Annotated in this window: 13 protein-coding genes; 11 read left to right on the top strand and 2 right to left on the bottom strand. The window is 58.5% G+C overall.

The features are described from left to right. The first annotated feature begins 71 nt into the window (after positions 1–71). Complete coding sequence (pgm, locus tag HU727_RS05485) at positions 72–1,718, top strand: phosphoglucomutase (alpha-D-glucose-1,6-bisphosphate-dependent) (RefSeq protein ID WP_186528906.1); 1,647 nt, start codon at positions 72–74, stop codon at positions 1,716–1,718. Positions 1,719–1,772: 54 nt separating this feature from the next. Here the strand turns inward: pgm and HU727_RS05480 are convergent, their stop codons facing one another. Further along, a complete protein-coding gene (locus tag HU727_RS05480; protein WP_186528904.1) occupies positions 1,773–2,468 on the bottom strand; it encodes a pirin family protein in 696 nt (231 codons plus the stop codon). A gap of 259 nt (positions 2,469–2,727) precedes the next feature. Between HU727_RS05480 and HU727_RS05475 the strand changes: the two genes are divergently transcribed. After that, positions 2,728–5,202, top strand: a complete 2,475-nt coding sequence (locus tag HU727_RS05475) for a UvrD-helicase domain-containing protein (protein WP_186528902.1) — start codon at positions 2,728–2,730, stop codon at positions 5,200–5,202. 48 nt (positions 5,203–5,250) lie between these two features. On the opposite strand, the gene HU727_RS05470 is transcribed toward HU727_RS05475, so the two are convergent. After that, positions 5,251–5,523, bottom strand: coding sequence for a DUF1652 domain-containing protein (locus HU727_RS05470; protein WP_186529298.1), 273 nt, complete (start codon positions 5,521–5,523; stop codon positions 5,251–5,253). A gap of 265 nt (positions 5,524–5,788) precedes the next feature. On the opposite strand from HU727_RS05470, the gene HU727_RS05465 reads away from it, so the two are divergent. The 9 genes from HU727_RS05465 to HU727_RS05425 all read left to right on the top strand — a co-directional run bounded on the left by HU727_RS05465 (position 5,789) and on the right by HU727_RS05425 (position 16,806). Then, positions 5,789–6,604, top strand: a complete 816-nt coding sequence (locus HU727_RS05465) for an AraC family transcriptional regulator (RefSeq protein ID WP_186528900.1) — start codon at positions 5,789–5,791, stop codon at positions 6,602–6,604. A gap of 51 nt (positions 6,605–6,655) precedes the next feature. Then, positions 6,656–8,062 carry an NAD(P)/FAD-dependent oxidoreductase gene (locus HU727_RS05460; protein WP_186528898.1) on the top strand — a complete coding sequence of 469 codons (1,407 nt, stop codon included), beginning with the start codon at positions 6,656–6,658 and terminating at the stop codon, positions 8,060–8,062. 30 nt (positions 8,063–8,092) lie between these two features. Next, entirely contained in the window at positions 8,093–8,437 is a 345-nt protein-coding gene (locus HU727_RS05455) for a cupin domain-containing protein (protein ID WP_186528896.1), read from the top strand. 55 nt (positions 8,438–8,492) lie between these two features. Further along, positions 8,493–9,578 (top strand): polyamine ABC transporter substrate-binding protein, encoded by a 1,086-nt coding sequence (locus HU727_RS05450; protein WP_186528894.1) that lies wholly within the window; start codon positions 8,493–8,495, stop codon positions 9,576–9,578. A 564-nt stretch (positions 9,579–10,142) separates the two neighbouring features. Further along, positions 10,143–11,588 carry a serralysin family metalloprotease gene (locus HU727_RS05445; RefSeq protein WP_186528892.1) on the top strand — a complete coding sequence of 482 codons (1,446 nt, stop codon included), beginning with the start codon at positions 10,143–10,145 and terminating at the stop codon, positions 11,586–11,588. A 91-nt stretch (positions 11,589–11,679) separates the two neighbouring features. Then, positions 11,680–12,108, top strand: coding sequence for an AprI/Inh family metalloprotease inhibitor (locus tag HU727_RS05440; protein ID WP_186528890.1), 429 nt, complete (start codon positions 11,680–11,682; stop codon positions 12,106–12,108). A 203-nt stretch (positions 12,109–12,311) separates the two neighbouring features. Further along, positions 12,312–14,087 (top strand): type I secretion system permease/ATPase, encoded by a 1,776-nt coding sequence (locus HU727_RS05435; protein WP_186528888.1) that lies wholly within the window; start codon positions 12,312–12,314, stop codon positions 14,085–14,087. Next, on the top strand, positions 14,084–15,433 hold the full coding sequence (locus tag HU727_RS05430; protein WP_186528886.1) for an HlyD family type I secretion periplasmic adaptor subunit: 1,350 nt from the start codon (positions 14,084–14,086) through the stop codon (positions 15,431–15,433). The genes HU727_RS05435 and HU727_RS05430 overlap by 4 nt, the downstream gene beginning before the upstream one ends. 2 nt (positions 15,434–15,435) lie before the next feature. Then, positions 15,436–16,806: a TolC family outer membrane protein gene (locus tag HU727_RS05425; RefSeq protein WP_186528884.1), complete on the top strand. Its 1,371-nt coding sequence runs from the start codon at positions 15,436–15,438 to the stop codon at positions 16,804–16,806. Positions 16,807–16,821: the final 15 nt, after the last annotated feature.

Raw genomic sequence — 16,821 nt, 5'->3', positions numbered from 1 at the left:
TCGCACAGTGGTCGAAGTGCCAGTAAACTGCGCTGTATTTCCTGAACCACTCCGATTCCAGAGGTTTTTGCATGACACTCAGTCCTTTTGCGGGCAAACCGGCACCGGCAGAACTGTTGGTCGATATCCCGCGACTGGTTACGGCCTACTACACCGGCCAGCCTGATGCATCGATTTCTACCCAGCGAGTGGCGTTCGGCACCTCCGGTCACCGCGGTAGCTCGTTCGAGCTGAGTTTCAACGAATGGCACGTTCTGGCGATCAGCCAGGCGATCTGCCTGTATCGCGAAGCGCAGGGCATCACCGGCCCACTGTTTGTCGGCATCGACACCCATGCGCTTTCGACCCCGGCCGGCACGAGCGCACTGGAAGTACTGGCCGCCAACGGTGTCACCGTGATGATCTCCGAGGGCGATGAGTACACGCCGACCCCTGCGATTTCCCACGCCATTCTCTGCTACAACCGAGGCCGCACCACTGGCCTTGCCGACGGTATCGTCATCACGCCGTCGCACAATCCACCCCAAAGCGGTGGCTACAAATACAACCCCACCAACGGTGGCCCGGCCGATACACACATCACCAAGTGGATCGAAGCCAAGGCCAACGAACTGCTGGCGAACAAACTGGCCGGCGTCAAACGCGTCAGCTACGCGCAGGCGCTCAAGGCCAGCACCACTCATCGCCACGATTATGTGAATACCTACGTCGCCGATCTGATCAACGTCATCGATTTCGACGCCATCCGTGGCGCGAATTTGCGGCTCGGCGTTGATCCTCTGGGCGGAGCAGGGGTGCGCTACTGGTCGGCGATTGCTGAGCACTATCGCCTGGACCTTGAGGTGGTAAATAAAGAAGTCGATTCAACCTTCCGTTTCATGACCGTTGACTGGGACGGTCAGATTCGCATGGACCCATCGTCCAGCCACGCGATGCAAGGCCTGATCGGTCTGAAAGACCGTTTTGACGTAGCGTTTGGCTGTGACCCGGACCATGATCGCCACGGCATCGTCACACCGTCCGGCGGCTTGCTCGCACCGAATAACTATCTGGCAGTGTCGATTGATTACCTGTTCCAGAACCGACCGCAATGGCGCGCCGATGCCGCCGTTGGTAAAACCGTTGTCAGCAGCGGTTTGATTGACCGCGTCGCCAAGCGTTTGGGCCGTCGCCTGTACGAAGTGCCGGTCGGCTTCAAGTGGTTTGCCGAGGGCCTGTTCGATGGCTCGTTGGGTTTTGGTGGTGAAGAGAGCGCAGGCGCCTCGTTTTTGCGCAAGGACGGCGGGGTGTGGAGCACCGACAAGGATGGTCTGATTCCAGCCTTGCTCGCCGCAGAAATGACCGCACGCACCGGCCGCGATCCGAGCCAGGCCTATCGCGCGTTGACTGACGAACTGGGCGAACCGTTCGCGGTGCGTGTGGACGCCAAGGCCAATCCTGAGCAAAAGGCACTGCTGAGCAAACTGTCGCCGGAGCAGGTCACGTCGACCGAACTGGCGGGCGAGGAGATTCAGAGCATTCTCAGCCACGCGCCGGGCAACGATCAGGCCATTGGTGGCCTGAAAGTCATGACCGAAAATGGCTGGTTCGCGGCGCGTCCTTCGGGCACTGAAGACATTTACAAGATCTACGCCGAAAGCTTCCTCGGTGATGAGCACCTCAAGCAGTTGGTGGCCGAAGCGCAAACACTGGTAGATGGCGCGATTTCAGCCAAATGATGCGCACATGAAAAAGGGCAACCGTAGCGGTTGCCCTTTTTTTGTATCTGCGAATCAGGCCAGGTCGACCAGCACAATTTCGCTGTCTTCGATCGCGGTCACCGTCAGCACTTGCTCGTGGGCTACCGCCACACCGTCACGTGCTTGCGCGCGCAAGCCGTTGACCTCGATCACGCCAGTGGCCGGCACCAGATAGGCACGGCGGCCTTCGTCCAGTCGGTACTCAGCCGTTTCACCTGCCTTGAGGTTAGCCGCCACCAGACGTGCATCGGCGCGGATGCTCAGGCTCTGATCGTCACCGTCCTTGCCGCTGGCCAGGGTTACAAAGCCCTCACGCTCACCTTTGGGGAATGGCTTGGCTCCCCAAGAGGGCGGCGCACCGGTTTCGGTCGGCAGAATCCATATCTGGAAGATCTTCGTCTCTTTGTCTTCCAGGTTGTACTCGCTGTGCGCGATGCCCGTACCGGCGCTCATCACCTGTACATCGCCCGCTTCGGTGCGGCCCTTGTTGCCCAGATTGTCCTGGTGAGTGATCGCGCCTTCACGCACATAGGTGATTATTTCCATGTCGCGGTGCGGATGCTGCGGGAAACCGGTGCCTGCTGCGATGATGTCGTCGTTCCAGACGCGCAGGTTGCCCCAGCTCATCCGTTGCGGATCGTAGTATTCGGCAAACGAGAAATGATGGTGCGCATCCAGCCAGCCGTGATGGGCGCCGCCCAGCGAGTCAAAGGGTCTGAGTTCAAGCATGATCGTGTCCTCGAATAGGTTCGTCGGCGGGCAGGGTCCCGTGGTCGATGACGGCGATCATCTATCAGTCATGTATCGATAAAAAGCGGAAAAACTGCGGCATCATGATCGGGAAATTAGATGCAAGATGCCTCCGGAGTAATTCCATCGCACTTTCAGTTCGTCACCTAAACCGATGACCTGTAAGCATTTCGCTAGAACTCAGGCGCAATTCGAGACAACATAGTCGCCACAGCCTCACACCCTGGAGTCCATCAGCGTGGCGCAACACAACCCCGATCTTCCTCCCGAACTTCGTCCACTGGCCGAAATGCCCTGGTTCAAACGCCTGGCTGCGCGTTTCTTCGGCCACGGCCTGACAAAATTGCGCGCCCAGCACAGGGCCTCCTGGCTGCACGGGCAGGCCGACGGGTTTCGGAGCGGGCACACCGCTGGCGTCGAATACGGTTTCAGAGAAGGAAAGCTTGAGGGGCTGGAAGAAGGTCGGCAGGTCTTGCTGATCCGCGACAGCCGCAACACCGAGCATCGCCCGCCCAGCGTCGATGACCATTTGTTCGACGACTGGCGCCTGCCGCTCACGGCTGAAGTGAAAAAACGCATCAAGGCCGATGTCGCCCGTTTGCTGCCTGACCACGCCCAGCCAAGCGCCGCGCAATGGAAAATGATCTTCAGTGACACGCCGTCCACTTCCGTGGTGGCAGGCGCGGGCGCGGGCAAATCGACTACGCTGGTGCTGCGCATTCTGCTGCTCAGTCATTACTTGGGCTTTGAGCTGGATTCGATGACGGTGGTGACGTTCACCCGAGAATCGCGCAAGGATTTCATCAACAAACTCATCGAGATCTTTGCGCTTTGGGGGTTGCCGTTAAACCTTAAACAGGCACGCGAACTGGTGCGAACCTTTCATTCGCGCATCCTGCCGATGGTTCGCAGCCTGCCGGGGTTCGAGCGTTTGCAGGCGTTCGAGAATCTCAGTCACCGGCCACAGAGTGGTGAAGAGGAAGTCGACAGCAATCCGTTCGACCTGCGTATCAACGATGCTCAGCGTCAGCAGCTCAATGCCTGTTATCACCGGTTGTTCAAAGAGGACGAGCGGTTCCGTCAGTTGATTCAACCGCTGTCCCGCGCTGGTTTGCAATTGAAGGAGCTGGAACGCGATCACCCCGATGTGCAAAAGCGGATGGCCGTCACCGAACTCGCTGCCAGGCGCGATGAAGAGTTATGCGATGTCATTGAAGATCTCTGGTTTCGCGCGGGCGCCTGGCCCATCCAGGGCATTGAGCCTGACCGCCAGACATTCGAAATCAATGGCTCGCGGTTTCACAGCCATGGCTACATCCCCAGCCTTGATGCATGGGTGGTTCTAGGTTTCGACCCGAACGAAAACGCCCGGCTATGTCGGCCAGGCGCCAAACTGACTGTCCGCGCGGAATGGGCGGTAAAGCGAACCCTGTTTCAAGCTTTCTGTCATAAGCCATTGTTATGGCTAGATAACTACGAATCTTCAAAGCGCATTCTTGCCACCCTGGCGGGCGATGCCAGCGCTGGGCCCGGCTTCGATTACAGGGTCAAAGGGGAGCTGGCCTCGGCGCCCTTGCTCGATTGCTTTGTGGCTGCAGCAGGCTTTATCGAGAACCTGGGATTGGATGTGCCAGACGCGGTCGGCCGTATGAGCTTTGCCAAGGATGATCCCGATCGCTTTTTCTTCGAGGCCCTGAGCCTGTTCTGGCGCGCGCTTGAAGATCACCTGCTGGACCAGAAACCGCCGGTGATGACCTACAACCGCATGTTTGCGCTGTTCAGCGAGCACTCGCCGGAAAATCTCAAGCTGCTCAGCGATGCGCTGCTACGGCCGATGGCGCATTTGATGATCGACGAATTTCAAGACGTTTCGCCGCAAATCGTTTTGTGGATACGCGCCAGTCTCCGAGAAATTCGCAGCCGTGGCCCCGCAATGCATGTCGGGCGCGGCGCGCAGCGCTCGTCGCTGCTGTGCGTGGGTGACGACTGGCAATCCATTTACGGCTGGCGTGGCAGTTCGCCGAGCTATTTCATGGAATTCAACAAGGCGTTCGCTTCGCCGAGCACCACGCGGGTGATGCTCAGCGACAACTATCGCAGTCATCAGCACATCATTGACGCGGCTGAACACATTGTCCGTGCCGCGCCGGCAATTGCGGGCAAGAAGGCCAAGGCCAGCGGCGAGCCCAAGACGCTCCAGCCAGTCAATGTGCTTGAGCGTGACGATCAGGCGATGGGCCAGCGGCTGGCGGAACACTATCGTCAGGGCCATACAATCTTGATGCTGTATCGAAAAAGCAGCGATAAGTTATTGATCGAGCAGCATATTCAGCCGGTACTTAATGTAGATTCGAGCTTGCCTTATGAATCGAGGCGTCTGAAGCAGCTGACGTACCACAGCGCCAAAGGCTTGCAGGCTGATGCCGTGTTTCTGTTGGGCGACTGCCAACACCTGACCAGTTCGCCGTACAAGAATCAGGTCTATCGCATGGCGGGACTGGGCAAGACGGGCGACAGCGAGCCGTATGACAGCGCACAGAAAGATGAAATCCTGCGTTTGGCATACGTCGGCATCACCCGGGCGGTGAGCCATTGTTATTGGTACGTCGAGCCACAGGAGACGCAAGCGGCCAATATGCCGCGAGCATCGGATCGGGTCGCAAAGGACAAGCCGTTTTTCGTCGATCATCGGATGCTGAAGACAAACGCTTAAACGAAAAAAGCCCGCATCGCTGCGGGCTTTTCTATTTTTATCAGTTAGTTACGCGTAGTTCTTGAGGGATTCTGGAGGAGTGAAAGCTTCCAGCTCATCCTCAATGGCTTCGATGATCCGCTCGACATCGGCGGCATTCATGACGGTGGCACAAGGGATGCCGGCGATGGCGATCATGGTTTCGCCGCTGGCGCGATCAAACAGACGGGCGATCATGCTGCCCGGCGCATCCATCGTCGCCTCGAAACCCATGGGATGAAAATGCCAGCGCATGAGCTGGCATGCATTGGGAAACGTGACTTTGCTAAATCCTTTAATCATTGTGTTGCCCGCCTGCTTCATCGAGCGCTTCCTTTTGCTCATGTTCGGTGGGAAGAGCCTTCATTGGCTCAACCAGTGCTTGAACTCTAAAAGTAGCACCCGTGTGTGAAAAAACTGTGAGTTTTTTCAGTCCGTTTAGCGATTAATTCTCATTTTTTGATGTAAGTCATACGCTCGTCGGTTATCGCCAAAACGCCACTATGGATTTTTCGTTGAAGGTGCAGGCGAAGTTGGGCAAGCTCGGTTCTTTTTCGCAGAGCCCTTTATGCACGCCGATCACGACGGGCCAGAACAGTCCGAGGCCACGGCAGCCACGGTCATGCGCTATCACCTGAGCTGGAAACACCGGGATCTGGACAGCGTCATGGCGCTCTACCATCCGGCTATCCAGTACAACGATTTCTTCCAGAACCGCGTGCTCGGCCTGGATGAATTACGTGAATACGTGCGGGTGAGCATGCCGCGAGAATCCGACGAACTGCTCGAACATTGCGACCGAATCCGGGTGGATGGCAATACCGCGTTTATCCAGTATGAAGTGACCCTGCGCGGTGGTGACGGCCTGGTGTCGTTTCGCTCCAGCGAAGCGATTACGGTCAAGGATGGCCTGATCTGGCGAGTCAATGAGTATGCTTCGCTGGTGCGCACGCAACCTGACGGCAACGCCGCGCACGGTCAGCGCCCGGCGGTCAGTCGCCTCGGTCTGTCACCACGTCAGCTGAGTTTCATGGCCGAAGACCTGCAACAGTATTTCGAGAAGCAGCAACCCTACCTTGATCCCGAACTCGACCTGCAAAGGGTGGCGAAAGAGTGCGGGTACAGTCGGAACCAGATTTCCTATCTGCTCAATCAAGTGCTCGGGCAAAGCTTCTATCGCTACGTCAATCAGGCGCGCCTGCAGCATTTACTGCGCTCACTGGACAGCGCCACGCCGCCGTTGCGTATCGACGAGCTGGCGTTCGCCGCCGGGTTCAACTCGCTGTCGGCCTTCTACAAATGCTTTCGTGAGCACACCGGCCAGTCGCCCAAGGCTTACACCAGACAAATTTCTCTGCGGGCACGCGCGCAAGACTTCCACTAAAGCCAACCACTAGGATCAACGCTATCGAAGTTTTCAGTGGCGGAGTCTGGCATGTCGGCGTGGCGCACGATCAGTTTGTGGATGGACCAGCTCGATGAGCCACTGGTGGCGCGGCCTGCGCTTGAGCAAGATCTGGACGTCGACGTGGCAATCATCGGCGCCGGTTATACCGGACTGTGGACCGCGTATTACCTGAAAAAACAGGCGCCGGGCCTGGATGTCGCCATCGTCGAAGCGCAGACCGCCGGTTTCGGTGCGTCCGGGCGCAACGGTGGCTGGCTGATGGGCAACCTGCTGGGCGAGGACCGCTTGCTTGCCAGTCTGTCGCTGGAACAGCGTCGGGCTTCGTTTGACTTGCTGCACAGCATTCCCGATGAGGTGGAGATCGTTCTCGAAAAAGAAGGCATCGCCTGCGATTACCGCAAGGGCGGGGTGCTTTACTGTGCCGCGCGCTATCCAGAGCAGGAAACCGTGCTGCGCGACTATTTGAGCAAATTGCACGCTCAAGGCCTGACGGATGACGATTACCGCTGGTTGACCCCCGAACAACTGGCGCAGCAGATTCGTGTGGCGAAACCCTACGGCGGCATTTTCGCCCCACACGTCGCGACGATTCACCCGGCGAAACTGGTGCGCGGTCTGGCGCGCACCGTGCAGGACATGGGGGTGAAAATTTACGAAAACAGTCCGGTCACCCATTGGCAATCAGGCAGCTTGCGCACCGCCCGGGCCAACGTGCGCAGCCGCTGGATCGTGCCGGCCGTCGAGGGCTATTCAGTGACGTTGCCGCCGTTGGGCCGTTATCAATTGCCGGTGCAAAGCCTGATAGTCGCGACCGAACCGTTGTCCGCCGCGACGTGGGACGAAATCGGCCTGAATCGCGGGCAAGCGTTCAGCGAATTCAGTCGCCAGGTCAGCTACGGCCAGCGCAGCGCTGACAATCGTCTGATCTTCGGCGCACGGGGCGGTTATCGGTTTGCCGGCAAGCTGCGCCATGACTTCGACCTGACGCGCGATGAAATCGAACTGCGCCGTTATCTGTTTGGCGAGCTGTTCCCGCAGTTGAAAAACGCGCAGATCACCCACGCCTGGGGCGGCAACCTCGGCATGTCGCGGCATTTCAAACCGCACATGCTTTGCGATCGCGCCAACGGCATTGCGCTGTCCGGCGGTTATGGCGGGGAGGGCGTCGGTGCCAGCAATCTCGGCGGGCGGACGCTGGCCGATCTGATTCTTGAGCGTGACAGCGAGCTCACGCATCAACCGTGGGTATTGCCCGATGGCGGTATTCACGCGTTGCGCGCCTGGGAGCCGGAGCCGTGCCGCTGGCTGGGCTACAACGCGATCATCAAAAGCTTCGTGCATGAAGACCAGACCCTGGCCAACCCGGCGACCGCGCCCTGGCGGCGCAAGCTCGCCAGCCGGGTGGCCGGGTTTATGGAAGGTTTCATGCATTAACGCCGATTCCATCAACAGACAGGTCACGCCATGAGCATTACGCAATTCAAGAACACCGCGACGCTGCCCCTCGACGAATCCGGCCCGGTGGCCGTGCCTCTCGGTGATCCCGTCGCGATTGCTTCGACCACCAGTATCGAGCGCGACGACGGCGTCGAAACCGGTGTCTGGGAGTGCACGCCGGGGCGCTGGCGTCGGCAGATCACGGCGCAGGAGTTCTGCCATTTTATTTCCGGACGCTGCACGTTCACCCCCGACGACGGTGGCGAAACCCTGCATATACAAGGCGGTGACGCACTGATGTTGCCGGCCAACACCCTCGGCATCTGGGATATCCAGGAAACCGTGCGCAAGAGCTACGTGCTGATTTTCTGATTGTCTGATCCTTTGATTGCCTGCCAACAAAAAAAGCCCATACAGGAATCGCCCCATGATCCAGAAAACCCTCGCATTGGTGCCGCTGTTACTGGCCGCCTCCGTCAGCCACGCGGCCGAGACGGTCAAGGTCTACAACTGGTCCGACTACATCGCCCCGGACACCACGAAAAACTTCCAGAAAGACACCGGCATCGGCGTCACCTATGACGTCTATGACAGCAATGAAACCCTGGATGGCAAGTTGATGACCGGTAAATCCGGTTACGACGTGGTGTTCCCATCGAACCATTTCATGGCGCGGCAAATTCAGGGCGGGGCACTGAAGAAGCTCGATAAAAGTCAGCTACCGAACTGGAAGAACCTTAACCCGGCGCTGCTCAAGGCCTTGCAGACCAACGATCCGGACAACGAGCACGGCTTTCCATACCTGTGGGGCAGCACCGGCATCGGCTACAACATCGCGAAGGTCAAAGCCGTGCTGGGCGACGACGCGCCGGTGGACTCCTGGGATTTGATCTTCAAGCCCGAGTACATGGAAAAGCTGCAGAAGTGCGGCGTGGCAATCCTCGACAACGGCCCGGAATTGCTTCCGGCGGCGCTCAACTACCTCGGGCTGCCGCACCACAGCAAAAATCCCGAGGACTACAAAAAAGCCGAGGCATTGCTGATGAAGGTTCGGCCCTACATCAGCTATTTCCATTCTTCGAAGTACACCAGTGATCTCGCGAACGGCGATATCTGCGTGGCGGTCGGGTTTTCCGGCGACATCCTGCAAGCCGAAAACCGCGCCAGGGAAGCGAAGAACGGCGTAGAGATCGGTTATGAAATTCCAAAGGAAGGCGCGGCAATCTGGTTCGACATGGTTGCGATGCCCACCGACGCACCCGATGAGAAGGCCGGCTACGCCTTCATGAACTACCTGCTGCGGCCCGACGTCATGGCCGGCATCACCAACTACGTGCACTACGCCAACGGCAACGAACAAGCCGACAAACTCATCGACCCGGCCATCAAGAACGACACCAAGGTGTACCCGAGCCCCGAGATGATGGGCAAGCTGTTCGCGCTGGAGGCGATGCCTTTGAATATTGATCGGATCCGCACGCGTGTGTGGAACAAGATTCGGACGGGTAGCTGAGGTATCAAGGCAAAAACATTGATCGTTCTGCGTCGACTCCGGGACGCAGAGCGTCCCTTGCTGCATTCCCACGCAGAGCGTGGGAACGATCAGTGCTGAGGTATCAAGGCAAAATACGTTCCCCTGTAGGAGCGAGCCTGCTCGCGAAAGCGGTGTGTCATTTACGGAAAACCTCAACAGATACGACGCCTTCGCGAGCAGGCTCGCTCCCACATTGGAGTTCCGGCACACTGAAACTAGTTGATATCAAAGCACTGGCACCATTGACACTCAAAGTGTGACTTGACCGACAAATACAAAGTTACTCATATTTAATATTTAAATAGAAAATCGTCAGACAATTACCACTTACCTCTCAACTAAAAACATTCTTTCCCTCCCGCACGCTTTGTTTACGGCAGTTTCCTGACCCAACCGGATTGGATCTCAAAAAAATCCTTTACGACAGATTTCAAATTGTGTCAGGTTCGTTACGCCTTCATTGGGCGAGTGATAGGACGATCTCGCCAGGGATTGTCGCTATCGGACAAAAACTGTTCCATTGCTAAACAAGGAAGTGTGTTTATGTCGAAAGTAAAAGCTAACGCTATTGATACCGCCGAACAGGCGTTCCAGCTGGCCGCCTTCAGTTCGGCGTACAACCAGATCAACAGCTTCAGCCATCAGTACGATCGTGGCGGCAACCTCACGGTCAATGGCAAACCCTCATATTCCGTCGATCAGGCGGCTACCCAACTGCTGCGTGACGGCGCTGCCTATCAGGACAGGGACGGCAGTGGCAAAATTGAACTGACCTACACGTTCCTGACCTCGGCATCGTCCAGCACGATGAACAAACACGGAATCAGCGGTTTCAGTCAGTTCAGCGCGCAGCAGCAAGCGCAAGCCAAGCTCGCCATGCAATCCTGGGCCGATGTTGCCAATCTCACCTTCACCGAGAAAGCCTCGGGCGGTGACGGCCACATGACCTTCGGTAACTACAGCGGTGGCCAGGATGGCGCGGCGGCGTTCGCTTACCTTCCAGGCACGGGCGCAGGCTATGACGGTACTTCGTGGTACCTGATCAACAGCAGCTACACGCAGAACAAGAACCCGGAGCTCAACAATTACGGCCGTCAGACCCTGACCCATGAAATCGGCCACTCTTTGGGCCTTGCTCACCCTGGCGACTACAACGCCGGCAATGGCAACCCGACCTACAACGACGCGACCTACGGGCAGGACACCCGCGGCTACAGCGTCATGAGTTACTGGAGCGAGAGCAATACCAGCCAGAACTTCAGCAAGGGCGGCGTCGAAGCCTATTCGTCCGGCCCGCTGATGGACGACATCGCCGCGATCCAGAAGCTCTACGGTGCCAACACCTCCACTCGCACCGGCGACAGCACCTACGGCTTCAACTCCAACACCGGTCGGGATTTCCTCAGCGCTTCTTCGTCGAGCGACAAAGTGGTGTTCTCGGTGTGGGATGCTGGCGGCAGGGACACTCTGGACTTCTCCGGCTTCACCCAGAACCAGAAGATCAACCTTAATGAGGCTTCGTTCTCGGACGTTGGCGGCCTTGTGGGCAACGTGTCGATTGCCAAAGGCGCGATCATCGAGAACGCCATCGGTGGTTCGGGCAGCGATCTGTTGATCGGCAACAGCGTGGCCAACGAACTGAAGGGCGGCGCCGGCAACGACATCCTCTACGGGGCTGGCGGTGCCGACAAGCTATGGGGCGGCGTCGGTTCGGACACTTTTGTGTTCGCCGCCAGCTCGGATTCCAAGCCGGGTGCGATCGATCAGATCCTCGATTTCGTCAGCGGGCTCGACAAAATCGACCTGACCGGAATCACCAACGGGGCGGGCCTGCACTTCGTCAACAGCTTCACCGGTTCTGCTGGCGATGCGGTGTTGACCTCCTCGGGCGGAAACAGCCTGTTGTCGGTGGATTTCTCCGGGCATGGCGTGGCTGATTTCGTTGTCAGCACCGTTGGACAGGCAGCGACCAGCGATATCGTGGCGTAATGTGAAGGGAAAGCGGCGCCCCAGGCGTCGCTTTCTTTACTTGCATCGGTACACGCCGTACGCAAGGCTACAGGTTGGAGCAAATTCTTCCATGAGCAACAGAGCTTTTACCTACACGGCAATGGCGTGGCTTTCAGCGGCACTCGTTACGTTTTCAGGAGAAACAATTATGGCAAGCAGCCTCAGGCTCGAAGACCCCTTGGTATTCGCAGGGCAATGGCAAGCAACGCTGTCCACGACGGGTGATGACCTTGGCGCGCAAAAACTGCAGGACAAACCTTCGAATACGTGCGATCTCGAATTGCTTGCCAACAAGACGCTGGGTCGAGGGGCCGACTGTTTGGGCGCCTGGCTGGAGCAAGCTCCGATCGGATGGTTTCCCGACCCCGACGGTTTGTCGATCACCGGCACGGAAGGCTCAAGGATCCAGTTTTTCAGCCGACAACGTGATGGGTTGTATCTGGCGACTTTGATGTCGGGTTTGATTGTCACGCTGGAACGTGCGGAGTCTGATAACTGATCTGCCCTTTATAGAACCAACGCGGATATAAAGATCCTGCAAGCGGTTATAAGCAGGTCACCAAGGGCAACTGCACCGGATTATATAGCGCTAATTGTTATGAAAGTGTAAGCGGCCTTCCAAGAAGTGTACTTCGGCATGGCTCGCTTTATTAATTGAAGTGTCGCCTCTCAGGGGCGATGAATACTGTTCAGGAAGAATCAATGAAGATGGCGAAGGCCCCAGCCACCGCTCCGTTAATCAAGGCATTGGGTGACTATAAAAGCATTCTGATCAGCGTTGGTTGTTTCACCGCGCTCATCAACGTGTTGATGCTGGTGCCGTCCATCTACATGCTGCAAGTCTATGACCGCGTGTTGTCGTCGCAGAACGAAACCACGTTGGCGATGCTATCGCTTATGGTCGTCGGTTTCTTCGTCTTCATCGGGCTGCTGGAGGTGATCCGCAGCTTTATCGTAATCCGCATCGGCAGCCAGCTGGAGCGCCGTTTTAACCTGCGTGTCTATCAAGCGGCGTTCGAACGCAATCTGTTCAAGGGCGAAGGCAATGCCGGTCAGTCGTTGGGTGACCTGACCCACATCCGCCAATTCGTCACCGGGCCGGCGCTGTTCGCCTTCTTCGATGCGCCGTGGTTCCCGGTTTATCTGTTCGTCATCTACCTGTTCAACGTCTGGCTAGGGGTGCTGGCCACGGCGGGTGCCTTGCTGCTGATCGGGTTGGCGTGCCTCAACGAATATATGACCAGGAAGCCGTTGGGCGAGGCCGCCGGGTTTTCCCAGCAGTCCAGTCAGTTGGCGACCAGCCATTTGCACAATGCCGAAACCATTCAGGCGATGGGTATGCTCGGGTCGCTGCGCAAACGCTGGTTTGAGGTGCACTCGCGCTTTCTCGGCTTGCAGAACCAGGCCAGCGACACCGGTGCGGTGATCAGTTCGTTGAGCAAAACGCTTCGCCTGTGTCTGCAATCGTTGGTGCTGGGCCTGGGCGCCTTGTTGGTGATCAAGGGCGACATGACCGCCGGGATGATGATCGCCGGTTCGATTTTGATGGGCCGCGTGTTGAGCCCCATCGACCAGCTGATCGCCGTATGGAAACAGTGGAGCGGGGCGAAGCTGGCTTACGGTCGGCTCGATGCGCTGCTGCAAGCTTTTCCGCCGAGTGACGAAGCCATGGCACTGCCGGCGCCTAAAGGCCAGATCACCTTCGAACAAGTCAGCGCCGGCCCGCCAGGAAGGCGCACCGCGACATTGCACATGGTCAATTTCAACCTGGGTGCCGGTGAAGTGCTCGGCGTGCTCGGTGCTTCCGGCTCCGGCAAATCGACTCTGGCCCGCGTGCTGGTTGGCGTTTGGCCGACGCTGGGCGGCACCGTGCGCCTGGATGGCGCGGACATTCACCGCTGGAACCGCGACCAGCTCGGCCCTTACGTCGGCTACCTGCCGCAAGACATCGAATTGTTCAGCGGCTCCATCGCCGAAAACATCGCTCGATTCAGCGAAGCCGATGCGCAAAAAGTCGTGGCGGCGGCACAACAGGCTGGCGTCCACGAGATGATCCTGCGCCTGCCGCAAGGTTACGACACGCAACTGGGCGAGGACGGCAGTGGCTTGTCCGGTGGCCAGAAGCAACGCGTGGCGCTGGCCCGCGCGCTGTACGGCACGCCGAGCCTGGTGGTGCTGGATGAACCCAATTCCAACCTCGACACCGTTGGCGAAGCCGCACTGGCCAGCGCCATCGCGCAACTCAAGGCTCAGGGCACCACGGTGATTCTGGTGACGCACCGCTCTTCGGTGCTGGCCCAGGCAGATAAATTACTCGTGCTCAACGACGGTCGCTTGCAGGCATTTGGCCCGAGTCAGGATGTGCTCAAGGCGCTCTCCGGTCAGCAGGACCAGCAACGCGAAAAAGCTGCACAAACACCGGGCGGGCTCAGCATGAGCCGGCAGTATCAGCCTACGACCAGGAATTCGGGTGTATGAGCAGCGCCAGCATGAACACTGAAAACGAAGCGAACATGGAACACGCGTATATCACTGAACGCCCTGAACGCGATGCCAGGTTCTTCGCGCGCATGGGCTGGATTCTGGCCATTGTCGGCGCTGGCAGTTTCTTCACCTGGGCCGCGTTGGCGCCGCTCGATCAGGGCATCCCGGTGCAAGGCACGGTGGTGGTCTCGGGTAAACGCAAGGCTGTTCAGTCGATGAGCAGCGGCGTAGTCAGCCGGATTCTGGTGCGCGAAGGCGAGATTGTGAAGCAGGGTCAGCCACTGTTCCGCCTCGATCAGACTCAGGTCGCGGCTGACGTGCAATCGCTTCAGGCACAATACCGCATGGCCTGGGCCAGCCTCGCGCGTTGGCAGGCCGAGCGCGACAGCCTCAAGCAAGTGACCTTTCCGCCTGAGCTGAGCAACGACCCGGACCCGCGTCTGGCACTGGTACTGGAAGGCCAGCGGCAATTGTTCAGCAGCCGCCGGGAAGCGTTCTTTCGTGAACAGGCGGCATTGCGCGCCAATATAGAAGGCGCCACCGCGCAACTGGCCGGTATGCGTCGCGCACGCAGCGACCTCAATGCCCAGGCCACCTCCTTGCAGCAACAGCTGAGCAACCTGCAACCGCTGGCCGACAGCGGTTACATCCCGCGCAACCGCTTGATGGACTATCAGCGCCAACTGTCGCAGGTCCAGCAGCAACTGGCCGAAAATACCGGCGAAAGCGGGCGCGTGGAGCAGGGCATCCTTGAGTCGCGTCTGAAGTTGCAGCAGCACGGCGAGGAGTACCAGAAGGAAGTCCGCACGCAACTGGCCGACGCGCAACTGAAAAGCGTCACCTTGTCCGAGCAACTCACCTCCGCCGGTTTTGATCTGCAGCACAGCGAGATCCTCGCCACCGCCGATGGCGTAGCAGTCAACCTTGGCGTGCACACCGAAGGCGCCGTGGTGCGTCAGGGCGAAACCCTGCTGGAAATCGTTCCGCAAGGCACCACGCTGGAAGTGGAAGGCCATCTGCCAATCAACTTGATCGACAAGGTCGGCACGCATTTGCCGGTGGACATCCTTTTCACTGCGTTCAATCAAAGCAGAACCCCACGTGTGCCTGGTGAAGTCAGCCTGATTTCCGCCGACCAGATGGTCGATGAGAAAACCGGCGTGCCGTATTACGTGTTGCGCAGCAGCGTCAGCGATCAGGCGATGGAAAAGCTCAATGGCCTGGTGATCAAGCCCGGCATGCCGGCGGAAATGTTCGTGCGTACCGGTGAGCGTTCACTCCTCAACTACCTGTTCAAACCGTTGCTCGATCGAGCCGGTTCTGCGTTGACCGAGGAATAAGGATGTTCGGTTGTATGAATAAGCTTTCAATGCTGGGAGCGGCAGTGATGCTGCTGGCGAGTCACTCTGCGGTCGCGGCCATGGGGCCGTTCGATATTTACGAACAGGCGCTGCGCAACGATCCGGTGTTTCTCGGTGCAATCAAGGAGCGCGATGCCGGCCTCGAGAATCGTGCCATCGGCCGCGCCGGGCTGTTGCCAAGAATCGGCTATACGTACAACAAGGGGCGCAACTCTTCCAAAGCCACCTCGCTCGATGAGCGCGCGCGCAACCGTACCGACGAACGCAACTACAGCAGTTACGGCTCGGCGCTGACGGTCCAGCAACCGCTGCTCGATTACGAGGCTTACGCGGCGTATCGCAAGGGCGTGGCTCAATCGCTGTTCGCCGACGAAGCCTTTCGCGGCAAGAGTCAGGAACTGTTGGTGCGGGTCCTCGACAACTACACCAAAGCCTTGTTCGCCCAGGATCAGATCGACATCGCGCAGGCGAAGAAAAAGGCTTACGAGCAGCAGTTCCAGCAGAACGAACAGATGTTCCAGCAGGGCGAGGGCACGCGCACCGATATTCTCGAAGCCGAATCGCGTTATGAACTCGCGACCGCCGAAGAAATCGAGGCGCGCAACGAGCAGGATGCTGCGTTGCGCGAATTGGGTGCACTGATTGGCGTGCCGGCGGTGGACATCGGCGATCTCGCGCCGCTCGCTCAGCAGTTCCAGACGTTCACTCTGCAACCGGCCAATTTCGACACCTGGCATGAGCTGGCGATCAGCAACAACCCGAACCTGGCTTCGCAGCGTCAGGCCGTGGAGGTCGCGCGGTATGAAGTCGAGCGCAACCGCGCCGGGCATCTGCCGAAAATCAGCGCCTACGCCTCGATGCGCGATAACGAATCAGAAAGCGGCAACACCTATAACCAGCGCTACGAAACCAACACCATCGGGCTGGAAGTCAGCGTGCCGCTGTACGCCGGCGGCGGGGTGTCCGCTTCGACCCGACAGGCCAGCCGTACGATGGAACAGGCTGAGTACGAACTGGACGGCAAGACGCGCGAGACCTTGATCGAACTGCGCCGGCAATTCAGTGCCTGCCTGTCCGGGGTCAGTAAATTGCGCGCGTATCAGAAGGCGTTGAAGTCGGCTGAAGCGCTGGTGGTGTCGACCAGGCAAAGCATCATGGGCGGTGAGCGAACCAACCTCGACGCGTTGAACGCCGAGCAGCAGCTGTTCACCACGCGTCGCGACCTTGCGCAGGCGCGCTACGACTACCTGATGGCCTGGACCAAATTGCATTACTACGCCGGAACCCTGAACGAGCAGGATCTGGCGCGGGTAGACGAGGCGTTCGTGATCGCGCAACAGCCCTCACCCTAAACCTTTCCCAAGGGG

The organism is Pseudomonas khorasanensis (assembly GCF_014268505.2).
Taxonomy (GTDB): domain Bacteria; phylum Pseudomonadota; class Gammaproteobacteria; order Pseudomonadales; family Pseudomonadaceae; genus Aquipseudomonas; species Aquipseudomonas khorasanensis.
This window is presented reverse-complemented; position numbering and strand designations above follow the sequence as displayed.

Coding starts and splice junctions, on each gene's coding strand:
- pgm (WP_186528906.1), top strand. CDS start 72: ATGACACTCAGTCCTTTTGCGGGCAAACCGGCACCGGCAGAACTGTTG.
- HU727_RS05480 (WP_186528904.1), bottom strand. CDS start 2,468: ATGCTTGAACTCAGACCCTTTGACTCGCTGGGCGGCGCCCATCACGGC.
- HU727_RS05470 (WP_186529298.1), bottom strand. CDS start 5,523: ATGATTAAAGGATTTAGCAAAGTCACGTTTCCCAATGCATGCCAGCTC.
- HU727_RS05465 (WP_186528900.1), top strand. CDS start 5,789: ATGCACGCCGATCACGACGGGCCAGAACAGTCCGAGGCCACGGCAGCC.
- HU727_RS05460 (WP_186528898.1), top strand. CDS start 6,656: ATGTCGGCGTGGCGCACGATCAGTTTGTGGATGGACCAGCTCGATGAG.
- HU727_RS05455 (WP_186528896.1), top strand. CDS start 8,093: ATGAGCATTACGCAATTCAAGAACACCGCGACGCTGCCCCTCGACGAA.
- HU727_RS05450 (WP_186528894.1), top strand. CDS start 8,493: ATGATCCAGAAAACCCTCGCATTGGTGCCGCTGTTACTGGCCGCCTCC.
- HU727_RS05445 (WP_186528892.1), top strand. CDS start 10,143: ATGTCGAAAGTAAAAGCTAACGCTATTGATACCGCCGAACAGGCGTTC.
- HU727_RS05440 (WP_186528890.1), top strand. CDS start 11,680: ATGAGCAACAGAGCTTTTACCTACACGGCAATGGCGTGGCTTTCAGCG.
- HU727_RS05435 (WP_186528888.1), top strand. CDS start 12,312: ATGAAGATGGCGAAGGCCCCAGCCACCGCTCCGTTAATCAAGGCATTG.
- HU727_RS05430 (WP_186528886.1), top strand. CDS start 14,084: ATGAGCAGCGCCAGCATGAACACTGAAAACGAAGCGAACATGGAACAC.
- HU727_RS05425 (WP_186528884.1), top strand. CDS start 15,436: ATGTTCGGTTGTATGAATAAGCTTTCAATGCTGGGAGCGGCAGTGATG.